General features: G+C 37.2%; 12 protein-coding genes. 7 read left to right on the top strand and 5 right to left on the bottom strand.

Annotation, left to right across the window (positions count from 1 at the left end; all coding sequences use genetic code 11):
* Positions 1–59: 59 nt before the first annotated feature.
* Entirely contained in the window at positions 60–1,493 is a 1,434-nt protein-coding gene (locus IPP32_17020) for an AMP-binding protein (protein ID MBL0049785.1), read from the top strand.
* A 35-nt stretch (positions 1,494–1,528) separates the two neighbouring features.
* Here IPP32_17020 and IPP32_17015 read toward each other — a convergent pair whose 3' ends face one another.
* Positions 1,529–2,923: a DUF5106 domain-containing protein gene (locus IPP32_17015; GenBank protein MBL0049784.1), complete on the bottom strand. Its 1,395-nt coding sequence runs from the start codon at positions 2,921–2,923 to the stop codon at positions 1,529–1,531.
* 322 nt (positions 2,924–3,245) lie between these two features.
* Between IPP32_17015 and IPP32_17010 the strand changes: the two genes are divergently transcribed.
* Entirely contained in the window at positions 3,246–4,841 is a 1,596-nt protein-coding gene (locus IPP32_17010) for an ABC transporter substrate-binding protein (protein MBL0049783.1), read from the top strand.
* Between the two features lie 8 nt (positions 4,842–4,849).
* Here the strand turns inward: IPP32_17010 and IPP32_17005 are convergent, their stop codons facing one another.
* The 4 genes from IPP32_17005 to mutL all read right to left on the bottom strand — a co-directional run bounded on the left by IPP32_17005 (position 4,850) and on the right by mutL (position 10,009).
* Positions 4,850–5,968 (bottom strand): endonuclease/exonuclease/phosphatase family protein, encoded by a 1,119-nt coding sequence (locus IPP32_17005; protein ID MBL0049782.1) that lies wholly within the window; start codon positions 5,966–5,968, stop codon positions 4,850–4,852.
* 366 nt (positions 5,969–6,334) lie between these two features.
* Entirely contained in the window at positions 6,335–7,234 is a 900-nt protein-coding gene (locus IPP32_17000) for a rhomboid family intramembrane serine protease (protein ID MBL0049781.1), read from the bottom strand.
* Positions 7,235–7,242: 8 nt separating this feature from the next.
* Positions 7,243–8,088, bottom strand: coding sequence for a rhomboid family intramembrane serine protease (locus tag IPP32_16995; protein MBL0049780.1), 846 nt, complete (start codon positions 8,086–8,088; stop codon positions 7,243–7,245).
* A 58-nt stretch (positions 8,089–8,146) separates the two neighbouring features.
* Positions 8,147–10,009 carry a DNA mismatch repair endonuclease MutL gene (gene mutL, locus IPP32_16990; GenBank protein ID MBL0049779.1) on the bottom strand — a complete coding sequence of 621 codons (1,863 nt, stop codon included), beginning with the start codon at positions 10,007–10,009 and terminating at the stop codon, positions 8,147–8,149.
* Between the two features lie 225 nt (positions 10,010–10,234).
* Between mutL and IPP32_16985 the strand changes: the two genes are divergently transcribed.
* The 5 genes from IPP32_16985 to ccsA (IPP32_16965) all read left to right on the top strand — a co-directional run bounded on the left by IPP32_16985 (position 10,235) and on the right by ccsA (IPP32_16965) (position 17,593).
* The gene (locus tag IPP32_16985; protein ID MBL0049778.1) at positions 10,235–13,273 is read left to right on the top strand and encodes a serine hydrolase; all 3,039 of its coding nucleotides are present in this window, start codon (positions 10,235–10,237) and stop codon (positions 13,271–13,273) included.
* Between the two features lie 235 nt (positions 13,274–13,508).
* Positions 13,509–14,168, top strand: a complete 660-nt coding sequence (ccsA, locus tag IPP32_16980) for a cytochrome c biogenesis protein CcsA (protein ID MBL0049777.1) — start codon at positions 13,509–13,511, stop codon at positions 14,166–14,168.
* A gap of 45 nt (positions 14,169–14,213) precedes the next feature.
* Positions 14,214–14,429: a CcmD family protein gene (locus tag IPP32_16975; protein MBL0049776.1), complete on the top strand. Its 216-nt coding sequence runs from the start codon at positions 14,214–14,216 to the stop codon at positions 14,427–14,429.
* Positions 14,430–14,432: 3 nt separating this feature from the next.
* Positions 14,433–14,825: a cytochrome c maturation protein CcmE gene (locus IPP32_16970; GenBank protein ID MBL0049775.1), complete on the top strand. Its 393-nt coding sequence runs from the start codon at positions 14,433–14,435 to the stop codon at positions 14,823–14,825.
* Between the two features lie 350 nt (positions 14,826–15,175).
* Positions 15,176–17,593, top strand: a complete 2,418-nt coding sequence (gene ccsA, locus IPP32_16965; GenBank protein ID MBL0049774.1) for a cytochrome c biogenesis protein CcsA — start codon at positions 15,176–15,178, stop codon at positions 17,591–17,593.
* Positions 17,594–17,600: the final 7 nt, after the last annotated feature.

Raw genomic sequence — 17,600 nt, 5'->3', positions numbered from 1 at the left:
ACTTCATGCGAAGATTACTGTTGTGATTAGGCCATCTAAAAATATTTTATTACGAGCGAATGAACGTTTATAAGTTGCTTGAGACTGCCGCGTTAAAATGGCCCTCCAATTATGCCATTCATGAGGATAATTTTTCAATTACTTTTTCCGAATTATGGAATCAGACTGAAGTTTTAAGAAAACAATTAATCCTTGCGGGAATTGGTAAGGGGCATGGAGTAGGAGTGATGGCGCACAACAGTACAAATTTTATTAGCGCTTTATTTGCAGTGGTTGGATGCGATGCCATAGCGATGCCAATTTCTCATCAACTAAAAAGTGCTGAAATTGATGATATTGTTGAAAATGCGGGTTTGCATGCAATTATTGACGACTATAGTGGTGTGAATCCGCTTCCGCAATATCAACAAATATTTACAACTCCATCGGGTGATTTGCGTTTTGGATGGACCAAAAAGGATGCATCAAAAGCAATAGCGGCGCATGTTCCGGATGCAGCATTTATTCGTTTTACTTCTGGTACAACCGGTAAATCTAAAGGCGTGATTGTTTCACACAAATCAACCCTCGAACGCATTGAAGCAGCAAACAAAGCACTTCTGTTAGGGCCTGGCGATACGGTAATTTGGGTGCTTCCAATGGCCTATCATTTTTTGGTATCCATTGTATTGTATTTGAGATTTGGTGCAGCAATAGCTATTTGCAAAGACTTTTTGGCCGATACTATAATAGAGTATACTCAACGTTTTAATGGTACATTATTGTATGCATCACCCATGCATATACGCCTTTTAGCGAGCGATAAAAGTATACGTCAATTGACTTCATTAAAACGCGTTATTTCCACCTCTACAGCCATTAGTCTTCAATTTTGTGAAGCATTTAAGACTCGCTACAATAAAGAGGTGAGCCAAGCTTATGGTATTATCGAAATTGGTTTGCCCATCGTTAATATCACAAAATCTGCCCAAAATCCGGATGCAGTTGGTAATGCACTGCCTGATTATCAAGTTGAGATGCTTGATGAAAATTTTGAACCTCTTCCCCCGGAAACGGTTGGAAAACTTGCTATTAAAGGCCCCGGCATGTTTGATGCTTATTTAAATCCACCTCAACTGCGGAGTGAAATTCTTAAAAAGGGTTGGTTCCTTACCGGTGATTTGGCTATTAAAAACCGAGACGGGCTCATTACGGTTTGTGGTCGGGAAAAGTCTATGATAAATGTTTCCGGAAATAAAGTTTTTCCTGAGGAAGTGGAACAGGTGCTTAAAACTCACGCTGCTATTGTTGATTGTAAAGTTAGTGGTGTGATGCATCCATTGATGGGTGAAATTGTACATGCTAAAATACTATTGAAAGAAGGAGCAAAAGTGGAGCAAGAAGCGATTCTGGATTTTTGTCGAAAACAATTGTCATCCTTCAAAGTGCCTCAAAGTATAGCGTTCGTGGACCAATTGGACATGACCGGAAGCGGTAAAGTAAAACGAACTTAAAAAAAGAAAGCCCTGTTTCCAGAGCTTTCTTTTTTTTAATTTTTACTTTGATGTGATTCGAACTTTATACGGTTTTCAATAAAATCCTCAATTTGATTTACGTCTAATTTTTTGGCTATGATTTTTTTATCCTTATCCAAAATGAAAATTTGTGGGGTTGAACTGATGTCAAAATCATGACGGAAATTGTTATGCAAATAAGGATCTCCCACATTTATCCAATGCAAATTCTTTTCTCTAATGAATTTCTTCCATTTATCGACTTCCACCTCTGTACAAACTGCATAAACTTCTAATCCGATTGGTTTTAGTTTGTCATAGGTTTCGATCATTTTAGGCATTGATTTTTGGCAATGACTACAGTCTGGATCCCAAAAAAAGAGAACTGTATAGCGAGCGTTAAGGGCGTATAAGGAATGGAATTTACCGAGTGAATCTTCTAAATTCAATGGCATACATTGCTTTCCTATTAATATTGGTTTTAAAATTCTTGCTCTGTCTTGAATTTTGTAAAGTGCAGTACTGTCCATCCAAGTAGCTTGGTCGGCTGTGTAATATTTATCTACCATGTGCACAAAAACAGCGTCCATTCCCATTATTTTGGATGTTTCATAGGTGCTGGTAATGTAATACACAACAAACTTAAAAACCTCACGATTCAATTTAGATTTTTCAACTAACATATCTGCTTCCTTATTGATGGAATCAGGAATTTGCAAAACCAATTTTTCCATGTATTGTTCCAATTTACTTTGGAATATTGGGGTTCGAAGTAATCGGTCGTCTTTAAAATCAACACGGTCAAAAAAGTGTTTTTTGAAATAACGATAAGCAAAGGTAGAATCTAATGTTCCATTGGCAAGTTTAGGTGTTTCAGGAATTTCAGGCTCTTCGGTAGCGTTGAAAATACTTGCCAACATCGTATTTCCATGCTCCTTAATATAAGTTAACTTATAGTTTTTTACTTCGTTGTCGATTTTCGTGATACGCTTCAAAATGGCATCAGCCGAATCTTTGGATGTAGCAGGATCCTGATACCTGTTGCGTAAAGGCTCAACATTTTTTTGTTCTCGAGTTATGAAAGAAAGGTACTTGTAAAAAAGTGCGTTGTCGTCCGAACCTTTAACCTTCATCGACTCAATAAAATCCACAGTATCCACTTCAAACGAAAAATCTTGATCCTTGTCGATTAATATTTCAAAGTACTTTTTACTGGGCAAAACAAATAGGTAAATTCCACCCGGTAAGGTTTTATTCTTTTTGAAGAATCCTTTTCCATTTTCATCTACTATGCAACTGTCTTGTATGTATTGCTTGTCGCCAAAATGATTGCCCAGCATGCATTTGCCTCCTTTTAATCCTTTTACCTGAAAGGAAATGGAGTAATTTTCAGTAGCTGCCGAAGCGTTGAAAAATATCCCAACGCACATTAAAAAGAATAGCTGTTTGGTAAAATTGTGTAACATAAATAAGTCTTGGTTATTGGATAATAAAAATCTACGTAAAGTAAGTTAAAAATCTTGTAAGCCTACAAATATACTCAGCTTTATGAAATTGCTTTTATAGATTTTTAACAGCCATAAGACAACTGTTAAATTCACCGAAATTAAGGAAGGAAAGTTGACCCATTTTTCGGAGCAACTAGTTGTTTTCGTCTTATTTTTATTCCTTTGCAATATTAGCTTAAAATTGATGCAATTAAAAAAGTGTTTTATCCTTTCTCTTGTTCTGCTCCAATTTACTTCTTGCCGCTTGAAGGATAAGAAGGATGAAGCATCTAAATTGGTATTTCGCTACAACGAGTCTGAACAAATTAACTCACTTGATCCTGCGTTTGCCAATAGCAGAGCCAATTGTTGGGTGGTGAATCAACTGTATAATGGCTTAGTTAAAGTAAACGAAAAATTGGCAGTTGTGCCCAGCATAGCGAAGTCATGGAAGATATCGCCCGATGGACTGGAATATACTTTTGTATTAAGAAACGATGTGTATTTTCATGACGATGTTTTATTTCTAAACAATAAAGGTAGAAAAGTACGTGCTTCGGATTTTGTAAATAGTTTTAAACGAATTCTCAATAAAAATACGGCTTCTCCCGGTGCCTGGATTTTTGATTGTATTGATCATTCTGTAAAAAGTAATTTTAAAGGTTTTATGGATGTGAATGATAGCACCTTAAAAATTTATTTAAGGCATCCTTTTCCACCTTTTTTAAAAACATTAACCATGCAGTATGCTGCTGTTGTCCCAATTGAAATTGTTGAATATTATGGTTCTGCTTTCGGGAATCACCCCATTGGAACCGGACCTTTTCAATTAAAATCGTGGGAAGTTGGAAAGCGATTATTGCTAGCAAGAAATGCGAATTATTTTGAAACCGAAGCGGGTAAAACGCTTCCTTATTTAGATGCTGTTTCCATTTCTTTTATAAAAGACAAGCAAACTGAATATCTTGAATTTATGAAAGGTAATTTAGATTTTATATCCGGTTTAGAAGCCCAATATTTAAGAGATGTTGTAAATACGGATGGCTCCTTATCTAAGAAATGCAAAGGCAAGATAAATTTCAATACCTGCCCTGCACTTAAAAAGCAGTATTTGTGTTTTAGGTTTGGTACGAATGAACAGAGATTTGCAAGCAATCCTTTTAGCAACAAGCTCCTTCGTAAGGCAATTAATTATGGTATTGATAAACGAAAACTACTTGTTAATTTGCACAATAATATTGGCATGGCTGGTAATAAAGGGCTCTTACCAATCGGGTTTGCGGAGTACGATACTTCCCGGCAAGTGGGATATCCTTACAATCCGGAGATGGCTGTCGATTTACTGGAACGTGCAGGTTATTCTGAAAAAAATCCCTGCCCAACCCTTACGCTTAATTCCACGCGAGAATATAGCGATTGGTGCGAAGGCATAAAAAATGATTTGATAAAAATTGGAATAAATCTTCAGCTAAATTACCTTGAGACGGATATTTATCCGGAAATGCTTAGACAATCAGCTTTCACTTTTTACAGTAACAATTGGCAGGCTGATTATCCTGATGCTGAAAATTGTTTGAAATTGTTTTATTCTAAAAATAATTCTCCCATGGGTGAGAATGTAGCTTATTATTCAAACCCTAATTTTGATAGATTATATGAGCAATCAATGGAAGAACTGAATCCTGAAAAGCGTAAAAAAATATTAATGGAGATGAATCAAATCCTTATCGAAGATGCTGCTCTGGCTCCATTGTATGATGAAGCGACAGTTTATTTTTTTCAAAATACAATATCCGGTTTAAGCGCTAACCCTATGAATTTGCTTAATTTACAAACAGTAAAAAAGGCAGTATCGAAGTGATAAAGGAATCATTTAATTTTAATGTAACAACTTACCGGAAAGTGATCGCTTAAATCGACCTTGGAGGTTTGAAAATTATACGATTTCAAATCTCCTGAATGCATAATATAATCAATACGCAGGGGAGGTAAGTTGCCATTATAGGTTGGTCCAAAACCGCTTCCCGATTCTATAAAGGCATCTTTCAGCTTGTATGAAATGGTGCGATAAGCATACGAAAAAGGAGAGTCATTAAAGTCGCCACAAACAATTACCGAATGTGGTGAACGGGCAATGCTGGCAGCCACCGAATCTGCCTGAGAAGCACGTTGAACAAAAGCGCGCTTAAGTCGGGTAAGAATCATTTTTGAGGCATTCATTTCTTCGGCATCAAATTCTACATCTTCACTTTTTTTCAATTCATCCAATACCTTATACTCTTTCTTTTTAAAATGCAAAGACTGTAAATGCATATTATAAACCCGCACAATTTTACTGTCAATTTTTAAATCAGTATAAATGCACAAGTTATTCGACTTCTTATGAAAGGCAACTTTTTGCATAGCAGTAATTGGAAACTTGCTGTAGGTTGCAATTCCCCAATGATCGTGTTTATGCATTGTAGCAGTGTACACAATATGGGCATAAGGCAAATTCAATATTCTTTTTAACGAATCTTGGTGCATGAAAGAGTTACCATCATCAGAAAAAAATTCTTGAAAATTAATTACATCGGGATTTTCTTGGCGGATAAATTCGAGTATTTTGCTCCGTGTCTCGGTATTGTGTTTCCAGTTATATAAATCAAAAACGCGCACATTAAAACTCATTACTTTAATGTAAGAATCACTTTCTACAACCTGCTCATTCATGCGTGTATTCGCATATTGGAATAACTTGCCCAAATTGTTCCAGCCAATTAGTATACTGATAGTGGAGAGTAAAAATAATTTGCGAAATTGTATCAACCAAAATATAATAAACGATACATTAACGATAATTAAATAGGGATACAAAAGCGGAAAAAATGCAAGTGGCCAAAATTTTTGGGGGCTCACAAATGCACCTAAATAGGAGCAGAGTAACATGGTTACAAATACAATGTTAAGCAGTAAAAATAAGGTATGGAACCGTCCGAGATTTTTCAATTTAATTCTTATTCAATAAAACTTTACAAAGTCAGTGCTTTTAATTTCAGTGTTTTCCTGTCTCAGGGTTATCAGATTAGTAAATAAATCAGGATGATTTTCCACCCCCAACCCCCGTCAGCGTGGGATAATGAGTCCCATAAAATCCGCGTTGATAAATAGTTCGCCCGGAAACTCAACAACCCACTACTTCACTAATTCATAAATCCACTAACTCACTAACTCTAACTCACTAACACAAATAACTCAATAACTCAATAATCCATTAACTCAATAACTCAATAATCCATTAACTCAATAATCCATTAACTCATTAACCCAACAACTCAATAACCCAATAACTCAATAACCCAACAACCCAAATCTTCACTCCTTACTCATCTTAAACAATTCCTCCTTCTCTTGTTTGCTTAAGCTTTCATAACCTGATTTCGAAATTTTATCCAATATTCGGTCTATTTGTTCTTGTTTGGATTTTTTTTGCGCATTGTAGGCTTGATCATCACGCGTTACGCGATGTGCGACTTTCATTTTACTTTTTGGTTTTGATTTAAAAAAGCTTGAAATTTTTTGAAATAAATTACTCCAGCTACTTGAAAAATCACGCCCTTTTTTTAATTGAACCATTGCAAAATAGCCGTATAATGCGCCACCCAAATGGGCAATGTGTCCACCGGGGTTGCCTTTATCAATACTCACTAAATCCAGCACTACCAAAAAAAGAGCAATAAATTTTAAGCGAACTGGTCCAAATAACATAAGGTTTACACTAAAATTTGGAAGGTAAGTGGCAACGGCTACAAATATTGCCAAAACGGAAGCAGATGCGCCAAGTGCAATCGAATGTGGCGCAATGGATTTAAAAGCCGGAAACAGGTTGAAAACAACAATGTATAAAAGAGCACCGGCAATTCCGCCTAAAAAATAAGTAGCCGAAAACCTACGCTCGCCCAAGTATTCAATAAAAAGCTGCCCTCCAAAATAAAGCATAATCATATTCGAAAGAATATGAAAAAAGCCTTCGTGTAAAAACATATACGTAAAAAGTGTCCATGGCCTGTGAAAAAGCAATTGAGTCCAATCTGCCGGAACTGCCAACCAATTCAACAATTGAATCTGGTTTTCAGGAGCAATACGGAATAAAAAAAAGATAAGATTTACAAGATTTACAAAAATAAAAACAGCACAATTTATAAGGATAAACCGTGTAACCACGCTGCCATTTTTAAACGCATTTTTAATGTCATCAAGAACTGAATTCTGCATAGATAATATTAAAATCTAAATTTTTTACGCCAATAAAGTATAAGCAATATCCCAAACAACATTCCACCCAAATGTGCAAAGTGCGCCACATTATCGCTGCTGTTGGAGATGCCACTATAGAGTTCTATTGCGCCATATAACATTACAAAATATTTCGCCTTCATAGGAATTGCGAAATACACATAAATAATGTTGTTGGGATAAGTCATGCCAAATGCCAAGAGTAAACCAAATACAGCTCCCGATGCACCAACCACAACCGGTGCATTCATAAAATCGGCACGATACTGTTGCATGAAGTCGAGCGATAATTGTTGTGCTCTTAAACTATCGCTTACCAATAAATCGTTGTATTGTTGCGCAAACACTTGAAAATTATGCTGTACATTATCTACCCCTAAATTAAATAAGGTGGGATCATCCAAAAATGATTTAAGCGCCACAGGATCAGGATGTGCAATATAAGTATCAATAGCCGTGAGCACCGGGTGCAATTGATAGTATACCACCAAATAATGCGTTAATGCTGCACCCAAGCCGGTGAAAATATAAAATGTAAGAAATCGCTTAGGTCCCCATACATTTTCCATACTGCTCCCAAACATCCACAGAGCAAACATGTTTAAAGCAATGTGTGTAAAACTACCATGCATAAACATATAGGTCACAAATTGCCAAGGACGAAATTTGTCGGCAGCAAAATAATGTAAGCCTAAAATATCGGTTAAGTCGATGTGAAAACGAGTATCAAACACAAACGTGGCTAAAAAAAATAGCCCGTTTATGATCAATAAATTTTTTACTACATCCGGCAGCAATTTAAAACTTGATGGTCGATATTGTTCGTAACTCATTCTTATTTGTTATGGTATTGCTCAGCCTTACGCAGTTGACAGCAACGATTAATTTAAATTATTTCTTAAATCTTTTTTCTAAATCTTCGAGAGAAAAAGTTATTAATGTTGGCTTTCCTGAAGGTGAGGAGTAAGGCTGTTTGCATGCAAATAACTCATCAATGATACTTTTCATTTCTTCGTTGCCCAATTGTTTTCCTGATTTCACAGCGGCATTGATCGCCATGGAACGTGCAAGGTTTTCGCTTTTTGTTAATTTTAATTCAGATTGATTTTTTTTAAACTCTTCCAAAATTCTCTCCAAACTATGTTTACTGTCAGTATCTTTCATAATTGGTGGAATGCCATGCACCACAAAAGTGTTTTTACCAAACGCTTCAATCGCAAAACCAAGTGCATTTAATTCCGCTAGTAATAAATGTACTAATGCAGTATCGGAGGCATTAAATTCAAGTGTTTCAGGAAATAATAATTGCTGCGAACTAGCACTTTGACGCTCCAGATTTTGAATAAATTTTTCGTACAAAATTCGCTCGTGTGCACTTTGTTGATCCACTATGATAAATCCTGTCTTAATATGTGACAAAATGTACTTACCATGCAATTGATACGTCAAACTTTTCGAAACTTCCGAAAAATCATTCTCCCATTTTGGATTAATGGTTTCTTGCTTGGGCACTGCATCCATTGAAACAGCTTGATGAACCGAAGCATACTCATGGCTTTCATAGAGCTTTTCCCAATTTTGCAAATTTGCTTTTTGAGTTAAACTGGGTCCACTGAAGGCTCGCGCATTATCGAGGCTAGTTTGACTTTTAAAAGGATTATAATCCGGATTAACTCTGATTTTTGGAGCTTCGATAATTCGGTCTTTTGGAGGTCCATCTAAGGAGATACTTGCTTCTTGCTCAAAATCAATGGTAGGCGATATGTTGTGTTGTCCTAAGGATTTTTTTACTGCTGAACGCAATATGGCATAAATAGCACGCTCATCCTCAAATTTTATTTCAGTCTTTGTGGGATGAATATTGATGTCGATTGATTTTGGATCAACGCTAAGAAATAAAAAATAACTCGGATGCGATTCTTTGGGAAGCAACTGCTCATAGGCATTTTGAATGGCATGATGCAAATAACCATTCTTTATGAAACGATTGTTCACAAAAAAATATTGCTCACCCCTAGTTTTTTTCGCAAACTCCGGCTTACCGATAAAACCGGTAATTTTTACTATAAAAGTTTCTTCCTCCACAGGAACCAAACGCTGATTATAATTGGCACCAAATACATTCACAATACGTTGCCGTAGATTACTTTTAGGCAGCTGAAATAAATCCGCACCATTGTGATGGATTGAAAATTCGATATCGGGATGTGCCAATGCTATTCGCTGAAACTCTTCAATAATATGAGAGGTTTCTACCGGGTTTGATTTTAAAAAATTTCGGCGCGCAGGTACATTAAAAAATAAATTCTTTATAGAAAAGGAGGTGCCAACAGGTGTGCTGCAGGATTCTTGAATTTGCAACTCACTGCCTTCAATTGAAATACGTGTTCCTATTTCATCCTCCGGTCGTCGTGTTTTAAGCTCCACTTGTGCAATCGCAGCAATAGAGGCCAAGGCCTCTCCGCGAAATCCTTTGGTGGTGATGGCAAATAAATCGGCTGCTTGTTGAATTTTAGAAGTAGCATGTCGCTCAAAACTCATACGGGCATCCGTTTCACTCATTCCCTTGCCATTGTCAATCACCTGAATCAACACTTTGCCCGCATCTTTCAGTATCAATTTTATGGAAGTACTTCCTGCATCTACCGCATTTTCAATCAACTCCTTCACAGCCGAAGCCGGCCGCTGTATTACCTCGCCCGCAGCAATTTGATTGGCCACAGAATCGGGCAAAAGGTGAATAATATCCGTCATTACAATATCGCGCGTTAATTAATCGTTCTCTACAAAAATAACGGTTTTTACGAGAATTCAAGTGCAAGAAATGTAAGTCAATGATTTGCTGATACACAGCGAAGCTGCTCCTAACGATATAAACAATCAACACTACTATTGTTGAAAACAAAAGTTGACCTTAAAAAATCAGGCTTTCTTAATAAATAGCTTTAACCCTCAATTAAAATCTGCGTACAAATTACTGTGAAACGAAGTTTTAAATACCTCTTTTTTGTCTTTTCATTGCTGCTAGCCCAGTGGGTGTGGAGCAATGCGGTATTTATCGATGAGTTTAAAGTGACGCGCATGAAGGCAACGCTCGATTCATTGGCGCTCGACTACGACTTAGCCAATGTGGATTCTGCTTCCATCAAAAAATTTAACAAAAGAAAACATTCACGTAAGCATAAAAGAGAAAATTGGACCGACTCCGTTTACAAATCGCTTAGCCCGGAAGAACGCCTCGGACAATTGTTTATGGTGGCTGCATGGAGCAATAAAGATCAAAAGCACCGCGAAGAAATTGAAAAACTAATTTGCGATTACCACATTGGTGGAATTATGTTTATGCAAGGCGGCCCTTACCGGGAAGCAATGCTGTGCAACAATTATCAGGCATTGTCTAAAACACCTTTGCTCGTGAGTATGGATGCCGAATGGGGTTTGGCCATGCGCCTCGATAGTGTTGCAAAGTATCCTAAGCAAATGACGTTGGGTGCTATTCAAAATGATAGTTTAGTGTATCAAATGGGTGTACAAATTGCCCGTGAATGCAAGCGTATAGGAATTCAGGTAAATTTTGCACCGGTGGTGGATATCAACAGCAATCCTGATAATCCGGTTATTGGCTACCGCTCTTTTGGTGAAGATAAATTCAACGTCGCCCGAAAGGGAACAGTCTATATGAAAGGCATGCAGACTTTACATGTATTAAGCAATGCAAAACATTTTCCCGGGCACGGAGATACCGATGTGGATTCACACAAAGCACTTCCAGTGATTAATCATTCGCGCGAACGAATGGATTCCATTGAACTATATCCATTTAAAGAATTAATAAAAAATGGTTTGGCCAGCGTTATGGTGGCACACCTCAATATTCCAGCCTATGATACTACCAGAAACAGTGCATCCTCTCTTTCAAGAGCTGTTGTAACCGGTTTACTTAAGGATTCTTTAAAATTTAAAGGATTAGTGTTTACGGATGCCCTCAATATGAAAGGCGTGAGCAATTTTTATAAACCTGGGGTACTGGATGCAAAAGCGCTTATTGCCGGAAATGATATGTTGCTTTTTGCTGAAGATGTTCCAACTGCTATGCAAGAAATTAAGAATGCTATTGACAGTTGCGAAATAAGCTGGAGCGATGTTTATGCGCGGTGTTATCGTATTTTAAAAGCTAAGGAATGGGCGGGATTGAATCAGATAAAGCCCATTGAAACAAAAAATTTGGCTAACGATTTAAATTCAACAGCTTCCGAACTGCTTAACCGAAAATTATATGAAGCAGCGCTTACTGTACTTACCAATAAGGATTCTATTTTGCCCCTAAAACGTTTGGATACTTTGCGAATTGCTTCACTTAGCATGGGCGATCGTCAGTTAAATACCTTTCAAAAAACACTCGAAAATTATACCTCCATTACACATTTTAATGTGACGAACGATGCTCCAAAATTCTTGCGCGATTCAGTAATGAAAGAGTTGGCCAAATTTAATCTTGTGCTAGGTTGCATCAACAACACCAATGTTCGACCGAATAAAAATTTTGGTGTGAGCGATTTCACCATTAACTTTATCGACAGTGTGAAAGCACGCACAAAAGTAATCCTTACCGTGCTTGCAAATCCTATCTGCCTTAGCAAATTTAAGGATCCTTTGAAGTATGATGCCTTAATCATGGCTTATGAGGAAGTTGAATTTACGCAGCGATTAAGTGCTGAGCTTATTTTTGGCGGAGCAACATCTAAAGGTAAACTTGCCTTCACCATTCCCGGATTTTTTAAATCCGGAACGGGAATCGATCTAGGTGAACCCATTCGCTTTAAATATGTATTGCCCGAAGAACTCAACATTTCAGCTGTTGATTTAGCAAAAATTGATACCCTTGTTAATTCAGCTATAAAGCAGCATGCTACCCCGGGTTGCCAAATTTTTGTGGCAAAAGCCGGTAAGGTATTTTACAATAAATCATTCGGGAATACAACTTACGAAAACACTGTTCCCATTGATAATGCTTCAGTTTACGATATCGCTTCTGTTACCAAAGTGAGCGCTTCTGTTTTAGCATTAATGAAATTATACGAACAAGGTAAGCTCGATTTAGACTCGTCTTTAGTCTATTACCTCCCTGAGTTAAAGGGAACCAGCAAGGAAAAGCTAATTATTCGGGACATACTTACCCATCAAGCACGTTTAAAAGCCTGGATACCATTCTGGAAAAATACCATGGAAAAGGGAGATTGGAAACCCTCCTTATATAGCAGAATTCCCACTCCGCTTATATCTACTCAGGTTGCGGATAGTTTATATATTTTAAACTCCTTTGCAGATTCTATTTATTCCACCATTTCAAGCTCTGCCTTAGAAGCTCAAAAAAAATACCTCTACAGTGACTTGGGGTACTATTATTTGAAGAAAATTATTGAAAAACAGACGAAAGATTCGCTTCAAAATTATGTGGGTAAAATATACAGCCAGCTGGGTATGACAACAACCGGCTATTTACCACGAAAAAAAATGGATGTAAAGCGCATTGTCCCTACCGAATACGACCTTAACTTCCGAAAGCAATTGGTGCATGGCTATGTGCACGATCAGGGTGCAGCATTGCTTGGTGGAGTGGGGGGGCATGCCGGTTTATTTAGCGATGCCAACGATTTAGCTAAATTGATGCAGATGTATTTGAACAATGGGCTGTATGGTGGTGAACGTTATATACAAACTCAAACCATGCAAACCTTCACGAATTGTCAATACTGCGAAGAGGATAACCGAAGAGCAATTGGCTTTGATAAACCCGAACCCAATCCCTTAAAGGATGATCCTTGCTGTTCATGTGTTTCCTTGTTAAGTTTTGGGCATACCGGATTCACCGGTACAATGGTTTGGGTCGACCCCGCAAATCAATTGGTATTTGTTTTTCTTTCAAATCGGGTTTATCCGGATGCTGAAAATAAAAAATTGGTTCAATTGGGTATCCGCACCAAAGTGCAAGAATTAATCTACGACGCCTTGAAATAATTTTGGCTCGATTGCATTTAATATCAATTTATTTTCTCGATTTGCCTTATTCATGCTGATTTTGAGCCTATTCAGGGAATATTATTTTAAATATCCGACGAAGAATTGAAAATTCGCAATTAAGGGGTAACTTTGTCGAAAAATGGAATGCTACTTTCCTTTTTACATACTTTTAAGAGTGAAGCATGATTGCATTTTTTTAATTTTAATTTACACATTCAGCATTGAGAATTAAATGAAGAATAATTGGTGGAAAATTGTTGCGGTGCTTTTTATCTTTTATGCAATAATTGCCGGATTTTTATTGAAAGTTCCCGAACTAAATATTTTGCACGAAAGCATTCGAAACTTATACTTTCATGTTACCATGTGGTTTGGGATGATTATTATTTTACTGGTATCGCTCATTTACAGCATTAAATATTTATCAGGGTTCAATATTGAACACGATATTGTTGCTTCGGAAGCGGCCAATGTGGGTATCTTGTTTGGTCTTTTGGGTATTTCAACAGGTTCTGTTTGGGCTAATTTTACTTGGGGCGATTGGTGGGTAAACGATGCAAAGTTAAATGGTGCAGCTATTACACTGCTTTTTTATTTCGCATACGTCATTCTTCGCAATTCCTTGGATGAAGAGCATAAAAGAGCTAAGGTATCTGCTATTTATAACATTTTTGCCTACGTATTGTTAATTGTGTTCTTACTGATTCTTCCACGTATGACTGATTCACTTCATCCCGGAAATGGTGGAAATCCAGGCTTTGGGAAGTACGATTTGGACAGTAACATGCGCATTGTTTTTTATCCTGCTGTAATAGGTTGGACCTTACTAGGCGTTTGGCTGATGTCGCTCGGTGTAAGACTAAAAAAAATAGCCTTAAAAAGCAACGAATAATTCTCTTGAAAAGGGGTGTTTTAACAAATTAAATTAAGCTGTTGAATGAAAAAATTATTGCTCTTAAGTACATTATTAACAAATGCACTCATAAGTTTTGCTCAAGATCAAGCACCTGTGGAGATGGCTTCGGAATTACGCTCCTCCGGTAAAATATATGTAGTGGTGGCCGTGCTCGTTATCATATTTGCAGGCATTGTGGTTTACCTCACACGGCTAGATCGTAAAATCACCAAACTCGAAAAAGAAATTAAAAAATAATTCATGAAAAAAATACACATTGTTTTTATTGTGCTAATAGCCGTTGCAATTGCGGCAATTATGAGCACTGTGGCCGATTCTAGTACGTATTCCTCTTTCGCTGCTGCAGCTAAAAATCCTGATAGTGAATACCATGTTGTTGGTAAGTTAAATAAAGAAAAAGCTTTGGAATACAATCCGCAGGTGAATGCCAACCTCTTTGCTTTTTATATGAAGGATAATGAAGGAACAGAGTTAAAAGTTGTTTTTAATGGCACTAAGCCTCAAGATTTTGAGCGCTCCGAGCAAATTGTTATTACCGGCAAAGCGGATGGACAAGTTTTTCATGCCGATAAAATACTAATGAAATGTCCCTCAAAATATAACAACGGTCAAGTAGAACTCACCGCAAAATAATTAGATAACACTGCCAATTAAATTTACTAAGAGTTCATTAATTAAAGCTGCTGTCTCACATTTCGAATACATTACGCCCATTGAAATTACTAAGATTGACTGAGCAATTTTTAAAAGGATTATTAAAATTAAAGTATCCAAACATTATAACCAGAAAACAAGAACCTTAACAACCCAATAACCCAATAACTCAATAACCCAATAACTCAATAACTCAATAATTCAATAACCAATAACCCAATAGCTCAACAACTCAACAACTCAATAACCCAATAACCCAATAACCAAATAACTCAACAACTCAACAACTCAACAACTCAACAACTCAATAACTCAACAACTCAATATAAGTGCAAATACAATACATTGGAGAACACCTACTCCCTGGTCAACTTGGAAATTTTTTTGTAGTCCTTTCTTTCGCCGCATCCTTCCTCGCATTTATTTCTTATTATTTTGCATCCAAAGAAGCGCTGCTTGATAATTCTTGGAGAGCCATTGCACGAGCCAGCTTTCGCATTCATGCCATTTCAGTAGTTGGAATTTCTGCTACTTTATTTTACATGATATTTAACCATTATTTCGAATATCAATATGTGTGGCAGCACAGCAGTAAAGCACTTCCCGTAAGGTACATGTTATCCTGTTTTTGGGAAGGACAAGAAGGTAGTTTTTTACTTTGGACCTTTTGGCATGCCATACTTGGGCTCATTTTAATTCGCGTTGGAAAAACTTGGGAAGCTCCGGTAATGGCCGTGTTTAGCAGTGTTCAAATCTTTTTGGCAAGTATGCTCTTGGGTGTTTTTGTTTTTGATTACCGATTGGGAAGTAATCCATTTATGTTGCTGCGCGAGCATCCCGAATTTATGAATCTTCCCTTTGTGAAAGTTCCCGATTACCTGAAATCGCTCGATGGAAGAGGTTTAAATCCATTGCTTCAAAATTACTGGATGACCATTCATCCCCCAATACTTTTCTTAGGTTTTGCATCAACATTAGTTCCTTTTGCCTATGCTATGGCAGGATTATGGAAACAACGTTTTACCGATTGGATGAAACCTGCTTTACCCTGGACCTTTTTTGGAGTAATGATTCTTGGCACCGGAATTTTAATGGGCGGTGCTTGGGCTTATGAATCCTTGAGCTTTGGTGGATTTTGGGCTTGGGATCCGGTTGAAAATGCTTCCCTAGTTCCTTGGCTTACCTTTGTTGCCGCTGCACACGTGATGCTTATTAATAAAAACAATGGACAGTCACTTTCCACATCCTTCATCCTAGTAATAGTTACCTTTCTATTAATACTGTATTCAACTTTCTTAACGCGAAGCGGTATCCTTGGTGATACTTCGGTGCATGCCTTCACCGATTTAGGAATGAGCGGCCAACTCTTGATTTATTTACTTTTCTTTTTAGTTTGGGCTATTGTTTTGCTTGCCATGAATTGGAAAAAAATACCGGCTTTGGTCGAAGAGGAAAGCGCTACTTCTCGTGAATTTTGGATGTTTATTGGAGCACTTGTGTTAGTTATTTCATCCTTTCAAATAATTGCTACTACCAGTATCCCTGTAATAAATAAATTATTTGGAACCAAAATAGCACCACCGCTAAATGCTGTTGAACATTATAATTCCTGGCAGGTTCCTTTTGCAATTCTGATTTCAATTCTAATTGGACTTGGCCAATATTTTAAGTTTAAAAAAACGGATATGAATGATTTTTATAAAAAAATTGTTCTGCCTTTTATGTTGGCTTCAATTCTTGCAGTTATTGCTGCCATTGGCTTAGGAATGAATAAGCCTTTTCATTATGTATTGTTGTTTACCTCTATTTTTGCCATTCTTGCAAATGCAAATTATGCAATCCGTGTACTCAAAGGTAAAATCTCAAAAGCAGGTTCTTCCATCGCACATGTTGGATTTGGAATGATATTGTTAGGCGCATTAATCAGCACTTCATTAAGCCAAACCATTTCCTCCAATACTTCAGGGATCGATATCACTAAACTTGGAAAAGATTTCAGTAACAGCGATAACATCATGCTTCGCCAAAACGATACCTTGCGCATGGGCGATTACTATGTGACCTACTCCGGTAAACACACCGAAAGCCCAAATATCTATTATCAAATAAATTACCTCAGCAAGGATGCTACAGGGAAATATGCCCCTGAGTTTACCCTGAATCCACTTGTGCAAACCAATCCCCGTATGGGAAATATTGCCGAACCGGATACACGCCATTTTTGGTATAAAGATGTGTACACGCACATCACCTATGCCGACCTAGAAGATAAATCTACGGATACCGCAGGATACAAAGAACCCAAAACGGTTTCTATGAAAATTGGGGATACTCTTTTTGCAAGTAATAGCATTGTTATATTGGATGGATTGGTTAAGGATGTTGATAGAAACCTACATCAATTAAAGGATTCTGACATTGCTGTGGGGGCAGATTTGCGCATCTTGGATGTTAATGGCAAAATTGCGCATGCGGTTCCACTTTTCATTATTAAGGGTGCTTACCTCATGCCTGAAGCGGCGAATGTTGATGAATTGGGATTGCAATTTGCCTTTACTAAAATCGACACAGAAACCGGTAAAATCGACATCAGCTTAATGGAGAAAAAATCGAACGTAAAAGATTTTATCATCATGAAAGCAATTATTTTTCCGGGAATAAATATACTTTGGTTAGGTTGTTTAATTATGATTATTGGAACTGTTTTGGCAATTTTGCAGCGGTTAAAAAAGGTCCAATTGAAGTAATATTTTT

The sequence above is a fragment of the Bacteroidota bacterium genome (assembly GCA_016721765.1).
Lineage (GTDB): Bacteria > Bacteroidota > Bacteroidia > UBA4408 > UBA4408 > UBA4408.
Note: the sequence above shows the minus strand (reverse complement) of the source record. Positions and strands in the feature narration are given on the sequence as shown.

Excerpts from the sequence above, each read along its gene's own strand:
- IPP32_17000 (MBL0049781.1), bottom strand. The coding sequence starts at position 7,234 with ATGCAGAATTCAGTTCTTGATGACATTAAAAATGCGTTTAAAAATGGC.
- IPP32_16975 (MBL0049776.1), top strand. The coding sequence starts at position 14,214 with ATGAAAAAATTATTGCTCTTAAGTACATTATTAACAAATGCACTCATA.
- mutL (MBL0049779.1), bottom strand. The coding sequence starts at position 10,009 with ATGACGGATATTATTCACCTTTTGCCCGATTCTGTGGCCAATCAAATT.
- ccsA (MBL0049777.1), top strand. The coding sequence starts at position 13,509 with ATGAAGAATAATTGGTGGAAAATTGTTGCGGTGCTTTTTATCTTTTAT.
- IPP32_17020 (MBL0049785.1), top strand. The coding sequence starts at position 60 with ATGAACGTTTATAAGTTGCTTGAGACTGCCGCGTTAAAATGGCCCTCC.
- IPP32_17015 (MBL0049784.1), bottom strand. The coding sequence starts at position 2,923 with ATGTGCGTTGGGATATTTTTCAACGCTTCGGCAGCTACTGAAAATTAC.
- IPP32_16995 (MBL0049780.1), bottom strand. The coding sequence starts at position 8,088 with ATGAGTTACGAACAATATCGACCATCAAGTTTTAAATTGCTGCCGGAT.
- IPP32_16970 (MBL0049775.1), top strand. The coding sequence starts at position 14,433 with ATGAAAAAAATACACATTGTTTTTATTGTGCTAATAGCCGTTGCAATT.